17 protein-coding genes, 1 tRNA gene and 2 pseudogenes are annotated in these 20,011 nt (G+C 64.8%); 11 read left to right on the top strand and 9 right to left on the bottom strand.

Features of this window, described 5'->3' with window-relative positions; genetic code table 11:
* Positions 1-261: pseudogene (locus H290_RS32085) on the top strand (IS3 family transposase); the annotation flags it as partial.
* 52 nt (positions 262-313) lie between these two features.
* Here the strand turns inward: H290_RS32085 and arsC are convergent.
* From arsC to glmU, 3 genes are read right to left on the bottom strand one after another with little or no spacing between them, the layout of a single operon-like run.
* The gene (gene arsC / locus H290_RS0121250) at positions 314-655 is read right to left on the bottom strand and encodes an arsenate reductase (glutaredoxin) (RefSeq protein WP_028463493.1); all 342 of its coding nucleotides are present in this window, start codon (positions 653-655) and stop codon (positions 314-316) included.
* A gap of 13 nt (positions 656-668) precedes the next feature.
* Positions 669-1,649, bottom strand: a complete 981-nt coding sequence (locus tag H290_RS0121245; RefSeq protein ID WP_020108853.1) for a ribose-phosphate diphosphokinase — start codon at positions 1,647-1,649, stop codon at positions 669-671.
* The gene (glmU, locus tag H290_RS0121240; RefSeq protein ID WP_020108852.1) at positions 1,646-3,148 is read right to left on the bottom strand and encodes a bifunctional UDP-N-acetylglucosamine diphosphorylase/glucosamine-1-phosphate N-acetyltransferase GlmU; all 1,503 of its coding nucleotides are present in this window, start codon (positions 3,146-3,148) and stop codon (positions 1,646-1,648) included. Before glmU ends, H290_RS0121245 begins: the two co-directional genes overlap by 4 nt.
* Positions 3,149-3,248: 100 nt before the next feature.
* Here glmU and fabG point away from each other — a divergent pair, with 100 nt between their 5' ends.
* The 3 genes from fabG to H290_RS0121225 all read left to right on the top strand — a co-directional run bounded on the left by fabG (position 3,249) and on the right by H290_RS0121225 (position 5,095).
* The gene (fabG, locus tag H290_RS0121235; RefSeq protein ID WP_020108851.1) at positions 3,249-4,061 is read left to right on the top strand and encodes a 3-oxoacyl-ACP reductase FabG; all 813 of its coding nucleotides are present in this window, start codon (positions 3,249-3,251) and stop codon (positions 4,059-4,061) included.
* A 150-nt stretch (positions 4,062-4,211) separates the two neighbouring features.
* Positions 4,212-4,283, top strand: a tRNA-Gln gene (locus H290_RS0121230).
* Positions 4,284-4,405: 122 nt separating this feature from the next.
* The gene (locus H290_RS0121225) at positions 4,406-5,095 is read left to right on the top strand and encodes a TetR/AcrR family transcriptional regulator (RefSeq protein ID WP_028463491.1); all 690 of its coding nucleotides are present in this window, start codon (positions 4,406-4,408) and stop codon (positions 5,093-5,095) included.
* Here H290_RS0121225 and H290_RS0121220 read toward each other — a convergent pair.
* The 3 genes from H290_RS0121220 to H290_RS0121210 all read right to left on the bottom strand — a co-directional run bounded on the left by H290_RS0121220 (position 5,092) and on the right by H290_RS0121210 (position 7,340).
* Positions 5,092-5,859: an extradiol ring-cleavage dioxygenase gene (locus H290_RS0121220; protein ID WP_020108849.1), complete on the bottom strand. Its 768-nt coding sequence runs from the start codon at positions 5,857-5,859 to the stop codon at positions 5,092-5,094. The two genes, H290_RS0121225 and H290_RS0121220, sit on opposite strands and share 4 nt — an antisense overlap.
* A 66-nt stretch (positions 5,860-5,925) precedes the next feature.
* Complete coding sequence (locus tag H290_RS0121215) at positions 5,926-6,450, bottom strand: GNAT family N-acetyltransferase (RefSeq protein ID WP_020108848.1); 525 nt, start codon at positions 6,448-6,450, stop codon at positions 5,926-5,928.
* The gene (locus H290_RS0121210; RefSeq protein ID WP_020108847.1) at positions 6,447-7,340 is read right to left on the bottom strand and encodes an SDR family NAD(P)-dependent oxidoreductase; all 894 of its coding nucleotides are present in this window, start codon (positions 7,338-7,340) and stop codon (positions 6,447-6,449) included. The genes H290_RS0121215 and H290_RS0121210 overlap by 4 nt, the downstream gene beginning before the upstream one ends.
* Before the next feature lie 320 nt (positions 7,341-7,660).
* On the opposite strand from H290_RS0121210, the gene mfd reads away from it, so the two are divergent.
* Both mfd and H290_RS0121200 read left to right on the top strand, forming a co-directional pair.
* Positions 7,661-11,197, top strand: a complete 3,537-nt coding sequence (gene mfd / locus H290_RS0121205; RefSeq protein ID WP_369758839.1) for a transcription-repair coupling factor — start codon at positions 7,661-7,663, stop codon at positions 11,195-11,197.
* A gap of 7 nt (positions 11,198-11,204) precedes the next feature.
* A pseudogene (locus H290_RS0121200) lies at positions 11,205-11,846 on the top strand (MazG family protein); the annotation flags it as partial.
* Between the two features lie 76 nt (positions 11,847-11,922).
* Here the strand turns inward: H290_RS0121200 and efeB are convergent.
* The 3 genes from efeB to efeU are packed head-to-tail and all read right to left on the bottom strand — an operon-like array spanning position 11,923 to position 15,382.
* The gene (gene efeB / locus H290_RS0121195) at positions 11,923-13,248 is read right to left on the bottom strand and encodes an iron uptake transporter deferrochelatase/peroxidase subunit (RefSeq protein ID WP_020108844.1); all 1,326 of its coding nucleotides are present in this window, start codon (positions 13,246-13,248) and stop codon (positions 11,923-11,925) included.
* Complete coding sequence (gene efeO / locus H290_RS0121190; RefSeq protein ID WP_020108843.1) at positions 13,248-14,465, bottom strand: iron uptake system protein EfeO; 1,218 nt, start codon at positions 14,463-14,465, stop codon at positions 13,248-13,250. The genes efeB and efeO overlap by 1 nt, the downstream gene beginning before the upstream one ends.
* Positions 14,462-15,382 carry an iron uptake transporter permease EfeU gene (gene efeU, locus H290_RS0121185; protein ID WP_020108842.1) on the bottom strand — a complete coding sequence of 307 codons (921 nt, stop codon included), beginning with the start codon at positions 15,380-15,382 and terminating at the stop codon, positions 14,462-14,464. Before efeU ends, efeO begins: the two co-directional genes overlap by 4 nt.
* 392 nt (positions 15,383-15,774) lie before the next feature.
* Here efeU and H290_RS0121175 point away from each other — a divergent pair, with 392 nt between their 5' ends.
* The 5 genes from H290_RS0121175 (at position 15,775) to H290_RS0121155 (ending at position 19,995) form a co-directional block, all read left to right on the top strand.
* Positions 15,775-16,464: a lytic transglycosylase domain-containing protein gene (locus H290_RS0121175; RefSeq protein ID WP_081631672.1), complete on the top strand. Its 690-nt coding sequence runs from the start codon at positions 15,775-15,777 to the stop codon at positions 16,462-16,464.
* Between the two features lie 136 nt (positions 16,465-16,600).
* Entirely contained in the window at positions 16,601-17,887 is a 1,287-nt protein-coding gene (gene eno, locus H290_RS0121170) for a phosphopyruvate hydratase (protein WP_020108839.1), read from the top strand.
* A gap of 37 nt (positions 17,888-17,924) precedes the next feature.
* The gene (locus tag H290_RS0121165) at positions 17,925-18,509 is read left to right on the top strand and encodes a septum formation initiator family protein (protein ID WP_231373791.1); all 585 of its coding nucleotides are present in this window, start codon (positions 17,925-17,927) and stop codon (positions 18,507-18,509) included.
* On the top strand, positions 18,506-19,045 hold the full coding sequence (locus H290_RS0121160) for a DUF501 domain-containing protein (RefSeq protein ID WP_020108837.1): 540 nt from the start codon (positions 18,506-18,508) through the stop codon (positions 19,043-19,045). Before H290_RS0121165 ends, H290_RS0121160 begins: the two co-directional genes overlap by 4 nt.
* Positions 19,042-19,995 (top strand): Ppx/GppA phosphatase family protein, encoded by a 954-nt coding sequence (locus H290_RS0121155; RefSeq protein ID WP_020108836.1) that lies wholly within the window; start codon positions 19,042-19,044, stop codon positions 19,993-19,995. Before H290_RS0121160 ends, H290_RS0121155 begins: the two co-directional genes overlap by 4 nt.
* Positions 19,996-20,011: the final 16 nt, after the last annotated feature.

Genomic DNA, 20,011 nt, shown 5'->3' with positions numbered 1-20,011 from the left:
CGATTCGACACCATCGACCATGCTCGCACCTGGACAGCGCACTTCCTAGGCGCCTACGCCACCGAGCACCGCCACAGCGGCCTGAACTACTACACCCCAGAACAGGTCCACACCGGCAGCGCTGCCGCTACCCACAAGCAACGACAGCGCCACCTCGCCAACTACTACAACGAACATCCCGAACGGTTCCGGCAACCACCGAAACCACCACCACTACCGACAACCGCCGGTATCAACCCACACCTGTCTCAGACAGGTTGACAACTACCGTGCAACGTGTGGAAATGACTGGAACGGGTGGTTCTGTTGTAGGTCAGAGAATCTCGTCGACCGACTCGACCGGACGCGTCAGTCGGGTGCCCTTGTCGGTCACCACGAACGGCCGCTCGATCAGGATCGGGTTGGCCGCCATGGCGTCGAGAAGCTGATCGTCCGAAGCGTCGGCGAGGTCGAGTTCCTTGTACAGCGACTCGCGCTTGCGCACCGCTGTCCGGACCTCGATACCGGCGTCGGAGATCATCTTCTCGAGTTCGGCCCGCGTCGGCGGTTGCTCGAGGTACTTCACGATGGTTGGTTCAACCCCGGCATCACGCAAGTGCTGCAACGTCTTTCGTGACGTCGAACATTTGGGATTGTGATAGATCGTAGCTGCCATCGCTGAGTTACTCCTATGCGCTTCCGTTGAAAAGACTTGTCACCGAGCCGTTTTCGAATACCTCACGGATTGTACGACCCAGGAGCGGGGCGATTGAGAGCACGGTCAGATTGTCGAACCGCTTCTCGGGACCGATCGGCAGCGTGTCGGTGGCGATGACCTCGCGGGCGCCGCAGTTGGCGAGCCGCTCGGCCGCCGGATGCGAGAAGACGCCGTGGGTGGTGGCGATGACGACGTCGCCCGCGCCGGCATCCTTGAGGACCCGCACCGCGCCGGCGATGGTGCCACCGGTGTCGATCATGTCGTCGATCAGCACGCAGGTGCGGCCGGTGACGTCACCGACAACCCGATTCGACTTCACCTGGTTGGGAACGAGTGGGTCTCGGGTCTTGTGGATGAACGCCAGTGGTGCGCCGTCGAGTGCGTCGGCCCACTTCTCGGCCACCCGCACGCGTCCGGAGTCCGGGGAGACCACCGTGATGTTCTCGGTGCCGTACTTGCCCTTGACGTACTCCGACAGCTGGCCCTGCGCATGCATGTGGTCGACGGGTCCGTCGAAGAAGCCCTGGATCTGGTCGGTGTGCAGGTCGACCGTGATGATGCGGTCGGCGCCGGCGGTCTTCAGCAGGTCGGCGACGAGGCGAGCCGAGATGGGCTCGCGTCCGCGGTGCTTCTTGTCCTGACGGGCGTAGGGGTAGAAGGGCAGGACCGCCGTGATGCGCTTGGCCGATCCGCGTTTGAGCGCGTCGATCATGATCAGCTGTTCCATCAGGTGCTGATTGAGCGGGAATGGGCAGCTCTGCAGGACGAACGCGTCCGAGCCGCGCACCGACTCCTCGAACCGCACGAAGATCTCACCGTTGGCGAAATCACGCGCGGTCTGGGGTGTCACCTTGATGTCGAGCTCTTGTGCGACCGCATCGGCCAGCTCGGGATGTGCACGACCAGAGAAGAGCATGAGGCTCTTCTGGTTGTCGGTGGTGGTCCAGGTCACAGCGAGTCACTTTCTTGTTGCACGTTCTTGGCTACGGTCAGCGCGTTGGCAGCGGCCCGGGCTGAGGGCGTGCCAGGCCGTTTGGCCTGCACCCAACCGTCGATATTTCTTTGCTTCCCACCGGAGACCGCGAGGGCTCCCGGGGGCACATCCTGCGTCAAGACGGTACCCGCTCCGGTGTAGACACCATCGCCGACATTCAGTGGTGCTACGAACATCGTGTCTGATCCGGTTCGGCAATGTGCCCCGATTGTGGTACGCGTCTTGTTCACACCGTCGTAGTTCACAAAAACGCTTGATGCACCGATGTTGGTGCCCTCGCCGATGGTCGCGTCACCGACGTATGTCAGGTGCGGGACCTTGGCGCCCTTGCCGATGTCCGAGTTCTTCGTCTCGACGAACGTCCCGATCTTGCCGGACTCGCCGAGAACCGAGCCCGGACGCAGGTACGCGAAGGGTCCGACCTGCGTGTTTGCGCCGATGACCGATTGTGACGCATGGGTCCGGATGATCGAAGCGCCGGCGCCGACGGTGACGTCGGACAGGGTGCTGTCAGGTCCGATGTCGGCGCCGGTGTCAACGCTCGTCCGGCCCAGCAGCTGCGTTCCGGGCGCGATGGTCACATCGGCGGCGATGGTCACGTCGACATCGACCCAGGTGGTGCCCGGGTCGATGATGGTGACGCCGGCGAGCATGTGGGCCGCCAGGATTCGCCGGTTCAATTCGGCGCCCAGCGTCGCCAGCTGGAGTCGGTCGTTGCAGCCGGCAACCAGGGCGGCGTCGTCGATGTGCTTGGCGCGCACCACTTTCGAGTGCCGGTTTGCGATCTCGATGACGTCGGTCAGGTAGAGCTCGTGCTGGACGTTGTCGGGGGAGAGCTCGGCGAGAGCGCCCCGCAAGGTGGTGGCATCGAAGGCGTAGACACCGGAGTTGACCTCGGTGATGCGGCGTTGCTGGTCTGTGGCGTCCTTCTGCTCGACGATCGCGGTGACCGCTCCGTCCTGAGTGCGCAGAACCCGCCCGTAACCGGTCGGATCGGGCGCGGTGGACGTGAGAACTGTCACTGAAGCGGCCGGCGCACCGGTGTGGCCGGCGATGAGATCACGCAGCGTCGGACCGTCCAGGAGTGGGACGTCCGCGGCGGTGACGAGCACGGTGCCGTCGAAGTTGTCGGGCAGGGCGGCGAGCCCGGCGCGGACGGCGTCGCCGGTGCCGTTCTGCTGCTCCTGGACCGCGGTCGAGATGTCGCGGCCGAGGGTGCCGGCGATGTCGGCGCAGGCAGCGGTGACCTTCTCCCGGTCATGTCCGACGACGACAACCAGGTGGTCAGGCTCGATATCGGATGCGGCGTGCAACGCGTGGGACAGCAGTGAACGACCGCCGATCGCGTGCAGAACCTTCGGGGTGGCCGACTTCATGCGGGTGCCGGCGCCCGCGGCGAGTACCAGTACGGCGGTGGGCCCGGAGGCGGCGCGCTCGGATTCAGGTGCCACGGACATGGGACTCCCTTGGCGGTTGGAAGCGGGGAACGGCCCGATCCTACGCACCTTCGGAGGGCACTTGATACAACTGGTGGACCATCGCAGGTCGTTCGACTCCATGGTTGTGAGTCACCTGGCGATCGTCATCCGAATATTTTTCTACAAGGGAGTAGTTGTGAGCGAGCAGAGAACAGCGATCGTCACCGGCGGTGCGCGCGGTATCGGCGCAGCGGTTGCGAAGCGTCTGTCGGCCGACGGGTACGCCGTGGCGGTCCTGGATCTCGACGAGTCGAGCTGTGCCGACACCGTCAAGGCGATCACCGATGCCGGTGGCAAGGCGATCGCGGTGGGCGCCAACGTCGCCGACGAGGCTGCTGTCGCTGCAGCGGTCGAGAAGGTCACCGGCGAGCTGGGCGCGCCGACGATCCTGGTCAACAACGCCGGCATCACCCGCGACAACATGCTTTTCAAGATGACGGTCGACGACTGGGATTCGGTCATGAACGTTCACCTGCGTGGTGCGTTCCTGATGTCGCGGGCTGTGCAGCAGCACATGGTCGCGGCCAAGTTCGGCCGGATCGTCAACCTGTCGAGTGTGTCGGCCCTCGGTAACCGTGGACAGTCCAACTACTCGGCCGCCAAGGCCGGCATGCAGGGATTCACCAAGACCCTGTCGATCGAGCTCGGCAAGTTCGGCGTGACGGCCAACGCCATCGGACCGGGATTCATCGAGACCGAGATGACGGCTGCGACCGCCGAGCGTGTCGGCGTGCCGTTCGAGGACTACAAGGCTGCCGCGGCGTCCCAGATCCCGGTTGCCCGAGTCGGTCAGCCCGAAGACATCGCCCACACCGTGTCGTTCCTCGCGAGCGAAGGTGCCGGATTTGTCACCGGTCAGGTCATTTACGTCGCCGGCGGCCCGCGCGACTGATCGCCCTCCCACAGACGAGCCAGTTGTACGACGGCGAGCCACATACATGTGGCTCGTCTTCGTATATCCGGCTCGTTTGCGGTGGCGTCGTGGGACGCCGCGTGCCGGTTGTGGGTTCCGGTGAGTCTCATGGCACAATCGTGAGCGCTATCCGCCATGGTGTAATCGGCAACACTCCTGATTTTGGTTCAGGTATTCCAGGTTCGAGTCCTGGTGGCGGAGCAAAGTATTGACGAGATCTCGATTCGTGTGCACCACCGTCGACCCGGATCGGCCGCCGATCCGCCTATAGTTGATCAGCGATGTGGATCAGCGAAGTCGATCACGGTGACGGGGGTGCGGCAATGACGGTCGATCGCCCGACCACAAAGGCCGATCAGGTGCAGCGGGTGCCCCGTGCGCGGATGACGGGCCCGCAGAGACGTCATCAGCTGATCGAGGTGGCCCGCGGCCTGTTCGCCGAAAAGGGATTCGAGGCAACTGCCGTCGAGGAGATCGCGCAACGTGCCGGAGTCTCCAAACCCGTTGTGTATGAACATTTTGGTGGCAAAGAGGGCCTCTATGCGGTGATCGTCGACCGTGAGATGGAAACCCTGTTGGAGATGATCACGTCATCGCTGAGCAAGAACCGGTCGCGATACCGCGTTCAGCAGGTGGCGCTGGCTCTGCTGACCTACATGGAAGATCGCACCGACGGTTTTCAGATCCTGATGCGTGGCTCGTCCACGTCCGACGACACCGGCAAGTATTCGAGTCTGCTCAACGATGCGATCAGCCAGGTCGAGCACATTCTCGGTGGCGACTTCGAGCGGCGTGGCCGCGACCCGGCATTGGCGCCGTTGTACGCGCAGGCACTGGTCGGGATGGTGACCTCGACGGCGCAGTGGTGGCTCGACGTGCGGGAGCCCTCGAAAGAGGTGGTCGCTGCGCATCTGGTCAACCTGTGCTGGAACGGCCTGGTCAACCTGGAGGCCGACCCACATCTCGTGGGACCGAACGAGCCGACGGAGTCGGAAAAGAAACGCCCCTCTTAGGCCAGTTGCAGACTGCGCTTGCTCAGGCCCATCCAGAAACCGTCGATGACCTGATCGCCCTTCTGTTCGGGGTTGTCGCTGGCGCCCAGGGCGACGAACAACGGTGACCAATGCTCGATCGTCGGATGCGCATACGGCATGCCCGGGGCGACGTCGCGGAACCGGATGAGCGACTCCACGTCTCCGTCGGCAAAGCGTTCGGCGGCCCAGGCGTCGAACTCCTTCGACCAGGTCGGTGCGTTGGCGTTCGGTCGCATGTCCGTCAGAAACGGCAAGCCGTGCGTGGTGAATCCGGATCCGACGATCAGAACACCCTCGTCGCGCAGGGGCCGGAGTCGGCGGCCGAGATCGAGTAGTTTTTCGGGATCGAGTGTCGGCAGCGAGATCTGCAGCACCGGGATCCGGGCTTCGGGATACATCACGGTCAGCGGCACGTAGGCGCCGTGATCGAGGCGTCGACGGGGATCGTGGCGGACCGCTTGATCGCCGGGCATCAACGCCTCGATGCGTGCGGCCAGGTCCGCGGCACCGGGGGCGTCATATCGCACGCGGTAGTAGTGCTCGGGGAAGCCGCCGAAGTCGTAGGTCAGTGGCACGGTGGAATCGGTGGCGCCGATGGTGAGCGGCGCCGACTCCCAGTGCGCCGACACCATCAGGATGGCCGTCGGCGTCGGCAGATCCTGCGACCACTTCTCGAGCTGACCCACCCAGCGGGCATCGTCGACCAGCGGGGGAGCGCCGTGGCTCAGGAACAGTGAAGGCATTCGCGTCACAGACATGATTATATCAACCGGACCCCGGTCCGCTTTGTTCCTTCGGAATCCTGCGGCTCAAACGGGCGGGCGGTCGGAATCGACGACGTCGTACTGCATGATGATGCAGTCGACCCAGGAGTCGTGTTTGAAGCCGACCCGCCGCAGACGGCCGACTTCGTAGAATCCGGCCTTGGCGTGCAACGGTACCGATCCCGAATCGGGAATGTCCGAGATCACCGACACGATCCGGTGGGCCGGTGACTCCTTCACCGATTCGAGAAGGCCGGTCATCAGGGCTCTCCCGTAACCCCGCCCGGTATAGGCCGGGTCCAGGTAGATGGTGTTCTCCACCGTCCAGGCAAAGGCCTGTTTCTCCCGGTAGTGGGTGACATACGCGAAACCGACCACCACGCGGTGTTCGTCCTCCGCGACCAGGAAAGGCAGTCGCTGCGAGATCAGGTTGGCGCGCTTGATCTTCCACTCGGCGGCGGTGGGTGAGACGTAGTCGAAGGTGATGACCGTGTTGTCGACGTAGTGCTTGTAGATTGCGGCGACGTCGACACAGTCAGGTGCGGTGGCCGGCCGGATGGTCACTGTCATAGTGGGTACCTCGTGTCTGTTGCGAATTCGGCCAGCTCCCAGAGCAACCCGGCCGTTCGAATGTCACAGGCGGCCGTCGACCTGCCGACGAGCACCGGGCCACCGCGCAGTCCGAACGGGCCATCGGGCCCGACATAGGAACCGGATGGGATGTCCGGGCTCATTGCGCGCAGAGTGATGGCGGCGCCTTCGGCCGGGGTGTTGGCCATGACCCGGCCCGCACCCGCGATCACACCGTCGATCACGCTGATACCGGTGACGCCGAGAATTCCGGTGGTAGCCCACCCCGGGTGCGAGATGGCGGTGCTGATCTGTGACCCGGACTTGCGCAGGCGACGGTCGAGTTCGAGTCCCCAGAGCATGTCGGCAAGTTTGGATTGCGAGTACGCAACCGGTCGGCTCCAGCTCCGGCGCTCGAAATGTGGGTCGTCCAACCGGATCTGCCCGGCCTTGTGCGAGCTCGACCCGACGATCACGACCCGCTCGCGGATCTGCGGCAACAACAGGTTGGTCAGCGCGAACGGGCCGAGAAAGTTTGTGCCAAAAGATGTTTCGAAGCCGTCGACGGTGAAGCCGTGCTCGCCGGCCATGACACCGGCGTTGTTGATGAGGATGTCGATGTCGCCGAGACCGTCGGCGCAACGCCGCACCGACGCCAGGTCCGCCAGGTCGAGTCGGACGACCTCGGCGTGCGAACCACCGGTTTCGGCGGCGATCTGTGTTGCGCGTCGCTTTCCGCGATCGACGTCTCGAACAGCAAGTACCACTTGGGCACCGACGCGGGCCAGCCCGCGCGCGGTCTCCCATCCGAGGCCATTCGTGGCGCCGGTGACCACGATCCGCTTGCCGTCCAGGCGCGGTAGGTTGGCTGCCGACCAGCGTGACGTCATGCAGCCACAATAATCGGCCGCAAGCGGGCCGGCTCGTGCCATCCGATGATCATCGGTCACACCATTCCGGTGCGGACTCTCGCCTTTTCGTGCCGGCGAACGGGCTGGTCGACATGCGAATCTCCTAATGGGCAACTCGCTCACTGTAGGGGTGATGGGCGGATTGTGCGCGGCGTTCGGCGCAGCATCGGGTGCTCCTGGTCACCGCGGTGTTTGCGCACCCGTAAACTGATCGTGTGACTGGGCCCTCTGCTGCATTTTTCACCGGACAGCTATCTGGTTTGGCCCAGATCGCGGCCTCCGACTCGGCGCTGGCGGAGGTGAGTGCCCAACTCGGAACGCCTGAACTCGAACTGGTGGGACCGCCGGCGGCGCGACCGTTCCTGGTCGCCGCGCTGGCCGCGGCCGCGTCGAAACCTGTCCTGGTGGTGACCGCCACCGGCCGCGAATCAGATGAATTGACCGCGCAACTGCGCGACATCATCGGCAAGCGCGTGACGCAATTCCCGTCGTGGGAGACACTGCCGCACGAGAGGTTGTCGCCCTCCGTCGACACCGTCGGCCAGCGGCTGCGGGTCCTGCACCGGCTGCGCAGCCCGGACGACGACAACTACGGACCACCGCTGAAGGTCGTGGTGACGACGGTTCGCTCGCTGGTGCAGCCGCTGGCACCCGGGCTGGGCGAGCTGGACTCCATCACCCTGCAAGAGGGTGCCGAGACCGACTTCGACGAGGTGATCGCGAAGCTGGTCGAGTTGGCCTACACCCGGGTCGACATGGTCGGAAAACGTGGTGAGTTCGCAGTTCGAGGCGGCATTCTCGACGTCTTCCCGACCACCACCGACTACCCTGTTCGCGTCGAGTTCTGGGGCGACGAGATCACCGAGCAGCGGGCATTCTCGGTGGCAGATCAGCGAAGTCAGCCCGAAGTCGACATGAAGCTGGTCCACGTCCATCCCTGCCGCGAACTGCTGTTGTCCGACGGTGTGCGGGCCCGGGCGGCAGACCTCGCAGTCGACATGGCCGACGACTCGTCGGTGGTCGAGATGCTGACCAAGCTTTCGGAGGGCGTCGCCATCGAGGGGATGGAAGCGTTCATTCCCGCGCTGGTTCCCGGTCAGATGCAACTGCTCACCGAAGTGATGCCGGTGGGCACCCACGTGGTCGTCCTCGATCCCGAAAAGGTCCGACGACGGGCCTCCGACCTCGCCCGCACCGGGGCCGAGTTCCTCGAGGCGTCGTGGACGGCGGCCGGTGGTGGCGGGCTCGCGCCGATCGACCTCGGCTTGCTGCACCTCGACGACAGCTCTTACCGGTCGTTGGACGACGTCCACGAACAAACCCTGGCCGCGCAACGTACGTGGTGGACCTACAGCTCGATCGGCATCGGCACGGAGCTGAAACTCACGCCGGGTCCGGCGCCCCGCGGTGACGAGGGGGAGATCGCCAAGACCTTCGCCGGACTGCGGGCCCACGTCAGCTCCGGCGGCCGGGCCGCGGTCGTCTCGGCCGGTGCCGGCACCGCCGAACGCATCGTCGAACGGCTCGGTGAAGCCGAAGTGCCGGTGCGCCTTGCCGATTCGGGTGCCAGCCCGGAAACAGGTGTCGTCACCGTGCTCCGGGGCTCGCTGTCGTCGGGTTTGGTTCTGCCCGATGCGGCATTGGTGATCATCACCGAATCCGACCTCACCGGCGCGCGGATCACCGGGGCGCAGGACGGACGCCGGCTCCCGGCGAAACGCCGCAATCAGGTCGACCCGCTGGCTCTGAGCGCCGGCGACATGGTGGTCCACGACCAGCACGGCATCGGCAAGTTCGTCGAGATGATCGAACGCACCGTCGGTGGTGCGCGGCGCGAGTACCTGGTCATCGAATATGCGCCGAGCAAGCGCGGTCACCCCGGCGACCGGTTGTTCGTTCCGATGGATTCACTCGATCAGCTCTCCCGGTACGTCGGTGGCGAGGCCCCGTCGCTGTCGAAGCTCGGTGGCTCCGATTGGCAGAACACAAAACGCAAGGCGCGCAAGGCTGTTCGTGAGATCGCGGGCGAGTTGGTGCAGCTCTACGCGGCCCGGCATGCGGCGCCCGGTTACGCATTCTCGCCCGACACCCCGTGGCAGCGGGAGATGGAAGACGCCTTCGGGTTCACCGAGACCATGGATCAGCTCACCGTCATCGGCGAGGTGAAGTCGGATATGGAACGACCCGTCCCGATGGACCGGGTCGTGGTCGGCGACGTGGGTTACGGCAAGACCGAAATTGCGGTCCGGGCGGCGTTCAAGGCCGTGCAGAGTGGCAAGCAGGTCGCCGTCCTGGTGCCGACAACCATTCTGGCGCAACAACATCTGCAGACTTTCGCCGAACGTATGCAGGGCTTTCCGGTGACGGTTGCCGGGTTGTCCCGGTTCACCGATTCCGGTGATTCCCGCAAGGTCATCGATGGGATGGCCGACGGCAGTGTCGACATCGTCATCGGAACCCATCGTCTGCTGGCCACCGGAATCCGCTGGAAGGACCTGGGATTGGTGGTGGTCGACGAGGAACAGCGCTTTGGTGTCGAGCACAAGGAACACATCAAATCGTTGCGGACCCACGTCGACGTCCTCACGATGTCGGCCACCCCGATCCCGCGAACGCTGGAGATGTCGATGGCGGGCATCCGCGAGATGTCGACGATCCTGACACCTCCCGAGGAGCGTCATCCGGTGCTCACCTATGTGGGTGCCTATCAGGAGAAGCAGGTCGCGGCGTCGATCCGGCGTGAGCTGCTGCGTGATGGGCAGGTCTTCTACGTCCACAACCGGGTCAGCACAATCGACAAGACCGCCGCTGCGATCAAGGCGATGGTCCCCGAAGCACGTGTTGTGGTGGCGCACGGTCAGATGGGCGAGGACCTCCTCGAACGCACCGTCACCGGATTCTGGGACCGCGATTACGACGTGCTGGTGTGTACCACCATCATCGAAACCGGCCTCGACATCTCCAACGCCAACACCCTGATCGTCGACCGGTCCGAGGTCCTGGGCCTGTCGCAGCTGCATCAGCTGCGCGGACGAGTCGGTCGAAGCCGGGAACGCGGCTACGCCTACTTCCTCTACAACGGCGAGAAGCCCCTCACCGAGACCGCGCATGACCGGTTGGTGACCATCGCGCAGAACAACGACCTCGGTGCCGGTATGGCCGTGGCGCTCAAGGACCTTGAACTGCGCGGTGCCGGCAACGTGCTCGGTGCGGAGCAGTCCGGACACGTGGCGGGCGTCGGATTCGACCTCTACGTGCGCTTGGTCGGTGAGGCCGTCGAGGCCTACCGCGCGGCGGCCGATGGACGTCCGATCGCCATGGAAGAGGAGAAGGAGGTGCGAGTCGATCTCCCGGTCGATGCGCACATCCCCGCCGACTACGTCGACTCCGATCGCCTGCGGCTCGAGGCGTACCGCAAGTTCGCATCGGCCACCACCGACGACGAGATCTCCGGAGTGGTCGAGGAACTGCTCGACCGCTATGGTCCACTGCCCGAAGAGGTCCTGCGTCTGGTGTCGGTTGCGAAGTTGCGCCTGCTGGCACGTCAGATCGGTGTCACCGAGGTCGGGGTCGCGGGCAACCAGTTCAAGGTGTCTCCGCTGAAACTCCTGGATTCACAACAGGTTCGGCTCAAGCGCCTGTACCCGTCGGCAACCTATCGTGGCACCACCGGCGTCGTGGGCATCCCGATCCCGCGGACCGGCGGAGTCGGCAGCGACCGGGTTCGTGACGTCGACCTCGTCCAGGTGGTCGCGGATCTGTTGCTGGTCATCGACGGCCGCAATCCGGGCAGCGTCAACATGCGCGTCGATGCCGGGCAGACTGCCGATGCCTGATCAGCCGAGCGGATGGGAGTTGCTGGCGTCCGTCGAGCTGATGGACCGGCTGCGCCGCGACGGGCCGTGGGAACGCGATCAGACACACGAGTCGTTGCGCCGCTACCTGGTGGAGGAGACGTATGAACTCCTCGATGCGATCGACTCCGGCGATCGGGATCATCTGCTCGAAGAGCTCGGCGACATCCTGCTGCAGGTGCTGTTCCACGCCCGGATTGCTGCCGATCGTGACGTCGACCCGTTCGACATCGATGATGTGGCACGGGCTTTCACCACGAAGGTGTCGGCGCGGACCCAGGGCGTGCTCAGCGGCGACAACATCGATCTGCAGACTCAGCTCGACGAATGGGAGGCGCGCAAGGCCACCGAGAAGGCGCGGGGGTCGGTGCTCGACGGTATCGCCACCAATCAGCCGTCGTTGGCATTGACGCAGAAGGTGCTCGAACGTCTTGCCGCGGCGGACTTTCCGGCGGACCTGATCCCGACTGCGGTCACCGATCTGCGGATCACCGCGGACGGCCCCAGCATCGAGGATCAGTTGCGCCGTGACGTGCTGGCCTTCATGGCCGATGTCCGGATCGCCGAGGCCACCGCGCCGACCGGTGAACCCAAGACAGCCGACATCTGGCGCATCCACTTCCCCCGCTGACCCGATGATGTGCCGTTTTGGCGGCGTTCACCTGGGAAAACGTTCGCCATAAGGCCACAACATCGGGGTGGGGCGGCTACTCGAAGAGGTGCTGTCCCCAGTATTCGCCCTCGGCCAGGCCCGGCGGACAGGCGAACAGGGCACTGCCGGTGTGCATGAGGTATTCCATCATCGCGTCCTTCGTTGCCAAGGCGCGTTGCATCGGCACGAACTGGGTGTGGGCGTCACGGCAGTAGGCGATGAAGAACAGTCCGGCGTCGAGGTGACCGAACCCGTCGGAACCATCGGTGAAGTTGTATCCGCGACGCAGGATCCTGACGCCACCGAGATTGTCCGGATGTGCAAGGCGCACATGGGCGTCGTGGGCGATGAGCGGTCCGGAGCCGTTGCTGATGTTGAAGTCGGGTTCGTCGAACTCGTCTTCCTGGCCGAGTGGGGCGCCGTTTCCCTTGAATCGTCCGACGATCTTTTCCTGTTCGAGCAGCATCGCCCGATCCCAGGGTTCGATGTCCATCCGGATCCGCCGGGCCACCAGATACGAACCGCCCGTCATCCATTGCGCGGCCGGTGGGTTGTCGCTCTCGGCAACCCAGACGTGGCCATCGAGGGCCTCGTGGTCGTTTGATTTGATGTTCGCGGTTCCGTCCTTGAACCCGAACATGTTTCGTGGGGTGGCCTGGGTGGTGGTGGTGGACGACGTGCGTCCGAACCCCAGCTGGGACCAGCGCACACTGACGACGCCGAAACCCATCCGGGCCAGGTTGCGGATGGCATGGACGGCGACCTGCGGATCGTCGGAGCAGGCCTGCACACCGATGTCACCGAAGCTGCGGGACCGCTCGATGGCGTCGGCCACAAACGCGGGGAGGTCGACGAGCGCAGCCGGTTTCTTGTCGGCGATACCGAATCGGTCTGTGCCGGTGGGATTTGCGGCGCTGGGTCCGAACAGGCCGGGACCGAACCCGATCGTGATCGTCAGCGAGGACGCGGACAACCCCAGCGCCTCACCGGTATCGGCGGGTGGCGTGTAGTCGCCCATATCAAGCGCACCGCCCTCGACGGTGTCCAGACCTTTGGTCATTCGTTCTGCTGCCGCGGTCCAGCGCTTGAGCATGTCGATCAGTTCGTCGCGATTATCGGTGATGACGTCGAACGCCGCGAAATGCAGTCGGTCCTGGGCCGCGGTGGTGATGCCGGCCTGGCGCGGACCGTGGAACGGGACGATGTGGTCGGCCGGATCAGCTTTCGGCTCCGGCGCGGTGACGCGGCCGACGGCCACACCCCCGGCGGCCACAGCGGCCACCGTGCCCACGCCCGCAGCCCCGAGCAGCACGCGGCGACTGACGCCGGTGCGCTCGGTGCGCTGATCAGGTGTGGGCACGGCGTCCTCTGTTTCGGTCATTACTGCGTCATCACCAGTCCGGGAACCAGCGACAGAGACTGCGAGAGCGCGTCGATCTGATCGGAGAAGACCTTGCGGGCCTCGTCGGGAACCTGGTCGTAGGACACATATCCGTCCGGGGTCCGGTACTTGTCGATGGACGCGCGGACCGTCGCGAACTGTGCGGTGATCTTGTCCATCAGCTCAGGGTTCTTGGCCGAGATGATGGGTGCCATCGTCGCGATCAAGGTTTCGGATCCGTCGACGTTGGCCGCGAAATCCCACAGGTCGGTGTGGCTGTATCGGTCTTCCTCACCACCGACCTTGGTGGCGGCGATCTCGTCGATAAGAGCCTGCGGACCTTTCACGAACGAGCCGGTCGGGAAGACGAAGTCGGGCTTGTCGACCTCGGTCTTGAGCGCATTGACGTCGGCCAGCAGGGCATCGGCGGCCTTGTCGGCTTCGGCCTTGTTGTCGGTCGCGACGGCGTTGTCGTAGTCGGCCTGTGTCACATCGTCCGGGTTCTCGCCGATGTCAGTGACCTGCGGCGGCCACAGGAACCGCTCGAGGCGGTGGAATCCGGTGAACGGCTGGGCGCCGTCTTCGGTGTCGTCCCAGCGCATGTCGATGGCGGGATCAAGATCGGGGAACGACTCGGCCACCGGTTCGATGCGCTCGTAGAAGGTACGTGTCTGTCCGAACATCGACTTGGCGGCTTCGAAATCGCCGGACTTGACCGCCGCGACGAACACGGCGGCCTGGTCGGCGAAACCGTTGACCTGTCCACGCACATAATCGAGGTAGGCGACCTTGGCCTGCTCGACGTCGGCCGGAATCTCGGCCTTCTCTTTGGTCTCGCCGGTGACGTTCAGCTCCTGCTGGATGCCGGTTCCGACCATGCCCGGCTTGCACGCGGTGACGTACGTTCCGGGTTCCACGATCTCCACGGCCAACTTGCCGGTCAGCCCGGGTCCGATGTTCTCGACCTCACCGAGGACGCGATTGTTGCTGCCGTACACATAGAACTCGGTGATCTTGCTCCCGTTGTTCGTGATGTTGAACGACACCATCCCGGTCTCGGCATCCGGCGTCGCGAGGTCGCAACTGGAATCCGTGGAGGTGACCGCGATGTCACCCTCGGACGCCTCGGTCTTGTCGGTACATGCCGACAGGACGAGCGGGCCGGCGAGTGCCGCGCACATCACGACCGCAGCCTTGGCGGATCGGGTGAGGTTCATGAGGTGGGTGGTGCCTTTCTCGACAATGTGGGGATTCGGATGGGTGCGGGTGAGGCCTTTGCCGCGGCGGGTGCGGAGGTGCGCGGCCAGAGGAAGTAGGTCATCACGATGAGCAGATAGGCGCTCCAGCCGACCACCTGCAGCACCGTGGGGTCGGGACGGAAGTTGAAGATGCCGGCCAGAACCGTTCCGTACCAAGACGACTGGTCGTAGTGCGCGGTGATGTCGAAGGCGGTGTTCGACAGGCCGGGCAGCCAGCCGACGGTCTGCAGGGCCCGGATCGCGTACGCCAGCATCCCGGCGGCGACAACGACCAGGAATGCCCCGGTGTATTTGAAGAACTTCTGGAAGTTGATCCGGACGGTGCCCTGATACAGCAGCACGGTGACCCCGACCGCGGCCACGACGCCGAGGACCAGGCCGACGAGTGGCCAGCTGCTGCCCGAGGTGTTCTCGGCGTATCCGACCATGAGCAGCGCGGTCTCGACTCCTTCGCGGCCGACGGCCAGGAACGACAACAGCACCACCGCGCCGGCACCGACCTCGAGGGCCCGCGCCATCGACTCCTTGAGTTCGCCGGAGATCGACGCGGCCGCGGTGCGCATCCACAGCACCATGAACGTCACGATCACCACCGCCGCCAGCGAGCTGACCCCGGCGATCGCCTCGGCGGTCAGGCCGGTCACCGTGGAGGTGCCGTAGTGGATCACGGCAAAGATGGCTAAAACCATCGCGATCGCGGCGCCGACGCCGAGCCACACCCATTTGAGGGCGTCGCGCCGGTCCGACTTCACCAGAAAGGCGATCAGGATCATCACCACGATCCCGGCTTCGAGTCCTTCGCGGAGGCCGATGAGTCCGCTCCCGAAAAGTTGTGTCGCCACCGAGGGTGCCGAACTGCCGTCAGCGATGTTCAACGGTGCTCCTTCGGTGGATTCGGATCGGTGTGGCAACGAAATTTTCGGTAAGGGTCGGATTACCTAAACGCCGACATTACAACCTGATCCGGGGAACTCCGAATGCAGTCATGGAGTTGAGAGATGTTGGGGACTTTTGACCCACATCCTGTTGACCTGGGGCATTCGGTCAAATCGGGCATTTGTGGGGATCGCCGGCGTGTTGTTCGGCGATTCGGTTCCGGGAAAACGGCAAGGTTCGGGCACAGTGGAGTGGCGGCGGCACACGTGGCGGCACGTCGATGACGACGAAGTGAGGATTGACGGTGGTGTCTGGGCACGGGCGAGAGCCGCGTAGTGGCCGGCGATCGATTGCGCGGCGGGTGGCGTTTGCGGGGGTCGCCGTCGGCGTGATGGCGATGACCGCCGGATGTCTTGATCTGCCGTCCAAGCCGGACGTGGTCATCCCGGACGGCATTCCACCCGATCCCGGTGCGCCGGTTCCGTACTTCGACCTCAACTCGCCTGGTCGAACTGCTGAACTCGTTCGCGAATGGGCGACCCCGATCTCCGAGCAGACCGGCATCCCACTCGTGTCGATCGAGGCCTATGGCAACGCCGCCGAGATACAGCGTCAGCAGCACCCTGAATGCGGTATCACCTGGACCACACTCGCCGGCATTGCCGGAGTGGAAAGCAAACACGGTCAGTACCGAGGGGCACAGGTGGCCTCCAACGGCGACATCTCACCGGAGATCCGCGGGGTACCGCTGGACGGGACCGCGGGCAACGCGAAGATCCCGGACACCGACGGCGGTCAGCTCGACGGCGACGATCAGCTCGACCGGGCGATGGGACCGTTCCAGTTCATCCCGGCGACCTGGGAACGATTCGGAGTCGACGCCAACGGCGACGGTGTGGTCGACGTCGACAACATCGACGACGCGGCCCTGTCGGCGGCCCGCTACCTCTGCGTCTCGGGCGGCGACCTGACCACGCCGGAAGGGTGGGAGAAGGCGGTCAAGGTTTACAACAACTCGATGGAATACGTCCTCGACGTCCGTGACCACGCAAACGCCTATTCGGTGAACGTCGCGTACTGAGCAGATCGACATCCCACCGGCGTCGGTGCGTCAGTCGATGTCTGGAAGGGTTGGGCATTAGTCTCTAAAGCGATACGCGCCACCTCCTCGGTGCGGGCGTGAACGTACAGTGATCAACATCTGAAGGAGATGAGCCGTGGCCAGCATCGATCAGGTCGGAGCCCGCGAAATTCTGGACTCGCGGGGTAACCCGACAGTCGAGGTCGAAGTTGTTCTGGACGACGGAACATTTACCCGCGCGGCGGTGCCCTCGGGCGCGTCGACCGGGGAGCACGAGGCAGTGGAACTCCGTGACGGTGGCGATCGCTACGGCGGCAAGGGTGTCCTGAAGGCCGTGGAGGCCGTTCTCGGTGAGATCGCGCCGGCTGTGATCGGCATCGAGGCCGACGATCAGCGACTGGTCGACCAGGCGCTTCTCGACCTCGACGGAACCCCGGACAAGTCCCGCCTGGGTGCCAACGCGCTCCTGGGTGTTTCCCTGGCCGTGGCCAAGGGCGCTGCGGAATCGGCCGGACTCCCGCTGTTCCGGTACGTGGGCGGACCCAACGCGCACATCCTGCCGGTTCCGATGATGAACATCGTCAACGGCGGCGCCCATGCCGACACCGGCGTCGATGTCCAGGAATTCATGGTTGCGCCCATCGGCGCACCGACGTTCAAGGAGTCCCTGCGCTGGGGCACCGAGGTCTACCACTCGCTGCGGTCAGTCCTCAAGTCCAAGGGCCTGTCGACCGGTCTCGGTGACGAGGGTGGCTTTGCACCGGACATCGCCGGAACCCGCGCGGCTCTGGAGCTGATCAGCGAGGCCATCAGCAACACCGGCCTCAAGCTGGGCACCGACGTCGCGCTCGCGCTCGACGTCGCGGCCACCGAGTTCCACACCGAGGGCAAGGGTTACGCATTCGAGGGCAGCACCCGCACGGCCGCGCAGATGGCCGAGTTCTACGCCCAGCTGCTCACCGAGTTCCCCCTGGTGTCGATCGAAGATCCGCTGTCCGAGGATGACTGGGAAGGCTGGATCGCCCTCACCGAGGCCATCGGCGACAAGATCCAGCTGGTCGGCGACGACCTGTTCGTCACCAACCCCGAGCGTCTCGAAGACGGCATCAACCGCGGCGCGGCCAACGCACTTCTGGTGAAGGTCAACCAGATCGGCACGCTCACCGAAACTCTCGACGCGGTGGCGCTGGCACACAACAGTGGCTACAAGACGATGATGAGCCACCGTTCGGGCGAAACCGAAGACACGACCATCGCCGACCTGGCCGTTGCGTGTGGTTGTGGCCAGATCAAGACCGGCGCGCCGGCTCGCAGCGAGCGCGTGGCCAAGTACAACCAGCTGCTCCGCATCGAAGAGGGTCTGGGAGATGCTGCCCGGTACGCCGGTGACCTTGCCTTCCCGCGCTTTTCGTTCGAGGGCTGAGCAAGTACCGGGAAACAAGTTGACGGACGCGTAGGTCATGGCTGAAAGACGAAGTCGCCGAACGGGATCGCCGGAGCGATCCCGTCGCGAGCGCGGACGTGGACCGGTCGATGGCGGAGCGGGACCGGCCCGGTCGGGGTCGCGCAGTCGCGGCGCCGCCGGCCCCACCCGGGCCCGCGCGAGCACGCGTACCTCTGCATTGCCGACGATGACGCTGCCGCGCACCGCGGCGGCGTTGTCGTCGCGGTGGGAGGCGATCAACCCGAAGCGGGCTGTGGTGCTCGCCGCCGTTCTCAGCCTGCTGGCGTTGTCGCTCGCCGTACCGATGCGGACGTACCTGTCCCAGCAGACCGAGTTCGACGAAGTGCGGGCGAGCAACGCACAACTCGAACAAGAGGTTCGCGACTACGAAGAGAAGGTCGCCGAGCAGAGCGACCCGGCCTACATCGAGGCGCAGGCGCGCGAGCGATTGCAGTTTGTGATGCCGGGGGAGAAGCCCCTGGTGATGCAGTACCCGGAACCGCCGGGCAAGACGGACGAAGAGCGTGAGGCGGAGAAGCAGGCCGCGAACCCCTGGTACACAAACCTGTGGGATTCGGTATCGGTGCCCGAGAAAAAATGAGCAATTCAGAATCCAATCAGCCAGTCTCCCAGGATGATCTCGACGTCATCGCAAAGCAGCTCGGCCGGTTGCCGCGCGGAGTGCTCGAGGTCAGCTACCGCACTCCCGACGGTCGGCCGGCGGTGGTCAAGACCGCGCCGAGGCTGCCGGACGGTACGCCGTTTCCCACGCTCTTCTACTTGACCGATCCACGTCTGACCGCTGAGGCGAGTCGACAGGAATCGGCCGGCGTGATGCGGGAGATGAGCGCCCGCCTCGCCGAAGATCCGGAGCTGGCGGCGCACTATCGCCGTGCGCACCAGTCGTATCTGGCCGAACGTGACGCCATCGAATCGCTGGGCACCGACTTCACCGGCGGTGGTATGCCGGACCGGGTGAAGTGCCTGCACGTGTTGATCGCGCACTCGCTGGCCAAGGGCCCCGGCGTCAATCCCTTCGGAGACGAAGCGGTGTCGTTGGCGGCCGCAGCCGGCCTGCGCGGCAGTGCCATACCGGCGGACTGGCCGGAACTTGCTCCGCGCGAAGAGGATTCATGACCGACGTTGTTGCGGCGGTTGATTGTGGCACCAACTCGATCCGACTGCTGGTGGCCCGCGCCGGCGACGGTGGGCTGATCGATCTGCATCGCGAGATGCGTGTCGTCCGCCTCGGACAGGGTGTGGATGCCACCGGTGCGTTTGCCGATGAGGCAATCGAACGGACCCGAGTCGCCCTGGCCGATTATGTGACGATCATGCGGACCCACGGTGTCGGCGCGGTCCGGATGGTTGCCACATCGGCGACCCGCGACGCCGCCAATCGCGACGAGTTCTATGCGATGACCCGTGAACTGCTGGGTGCGGTGGTACCGGGTGCGGTTGCCGAGGTCATCTCCGGAGATGAGGAAGCCCGGTTGTCGTTCGCCGGTGCGGTCGGCGACCTCGACCCCGCGCGGGGGCCGTTTGTGGTCGTCGATCTCGGTGGTGGATCCACCGAGGTGGTGATGGGTGACGGGGACGGCGTCCATGCCGCGTACTCGGCCGATATCGGCTGTGTCCGGTTGACCGAACGATGCCTGCACAGCGATCCGCCCACCGACGTCGAGATCGACGATGCCATCGCGGTGATCAAAGAGCTTCTGGGCGAAGCATTTTCACACGTCGACATCACCGGCGCCAACACATTTGTGGGCGTGGCCGGAACGATGACCACCTTGGCGGCGCTGGCCGCCGATCTGCCGGAATACGACTCCGAGTTGATACATCTCTCGCGGGTCGGGTTCGAGGACCTGTCGAAGGTGTGCTGGGATCTGGTCCGGATGCCGCGCACACAGCGGGCCGCGCTCGGCCCCATGCATCCGGGACGGGTCGACGTCATCGGCGGCGGCTCACTGGTGACACTCGAACTCGCCGAGATGATCGGGGAGCGGACCGGTATCACCGACCTGGTGGTCTCCGAACACGACATCCTCGACGGAATCGCGCTCTCGCTGCTCGACGTCGACTGACGGTACTGCGGACTAC

The sequence above is a fragment of the Nocardia sp. 348MFTsu5.1 genome, from assembly GCF_000383535.1.
In the GTDB taxonomy this organism is placed as follows: domain Bacteria; phylum Actinomycetota; class Actinomycetes; order Mycobacteriales; family Mycobacteriaceae; genus Williamsia; species Williamsia faeni.
The sequence above is the reverse complement of the archived record's forward strand: the minus strand, read 5'-3'. Positions and strand labels throughout refer to the sequence as shown.

Coding starts and splice junctions, on each gene's coding strand:
- H290_RS0121225 (WP_028463491.1), top strand. CDS start 4,406: ATGACGGTCGATCGCCCGACCACAAAGGCCGATCAGGTGCAGCGGGTG.
- efeB (WP_020108844.1), bottom strand. CDS start 13,248: ATGACCGAAACAGAGGACGCCGTGCCCACACCTGATCAGCGCACCGAG.
- fabG (WP_020108851.1), top strand. CDS start 3,249: ATGGTTGTGAGTCACCTGGCGATCGTCATCCGAATATTTTTCTACAAG.
- arsC (WP_028463493.1), bottom strand. CDS start 655: ATGGCAGCTACGATCTATCACAATCCCAAATGTTCGACGTCACGAAAG.
- H290_RS0121165 (WP_231373791.1), top strand. CDS start 17,925: ATGGCTGAAAGACGAAGTCGCCGAACGGGATCGCCGGAGCGATCCCGT.
- H290_RS0121155 (WP_020108836.1), top strand. CDS start 19,042: ATGACCGACGTTGTTGCGGCGGTTGATTGTGGCACCAACTCGATCCGA.
- H290_RS0121160 (WP_020108837.1), top strand. CDS start 18,506: ATGAGCAATTCAGAATCCAATCAGCCAGTCTCCCAGGATGATCTCGAC.
- glmU (WP_020108852.1), bottom strand. CDS start 3,148: ATGTCCGTGGCACCTGAATCCGAGCGCGCCGCCTCCGGGCCCACCGCC.
- H290_RS0121175 (WP_081631672.1), top strand. CDS start 15,775: ATGGCGATGACCGCCGGATGTCTTGATCTGCCGTCCAAGCCGGACGTG.
- H290_RS0121210 (WP_020108847.1), bottom strand. CDS start 7,340: ATGACGTCACGCTGGTCGGCAGCCAACCTACCGCGCCTGGACGGCAAG.
- efeO (WP_020108843.1), bottom strand. CDS start 14,465: ATGAACCTCACCCGATCCGCCAAGGCTGCGGTCGTGATGTGCGCGGCA.
- H290_RS0121220 (WP_020108849.1), bottom strand. CDS start 5,859: ATGCCTTCACTGTTCCTGAGCCACGGCGCTCCCCCGCTGGTCGACGAT.
- H290_RS0121215 (WP_020108848.1), bottom strand. CDS start 6,450: ATGACAGTGACCATCCGGCCGGCCACCGCACCTGACTGTGTCGACGTC.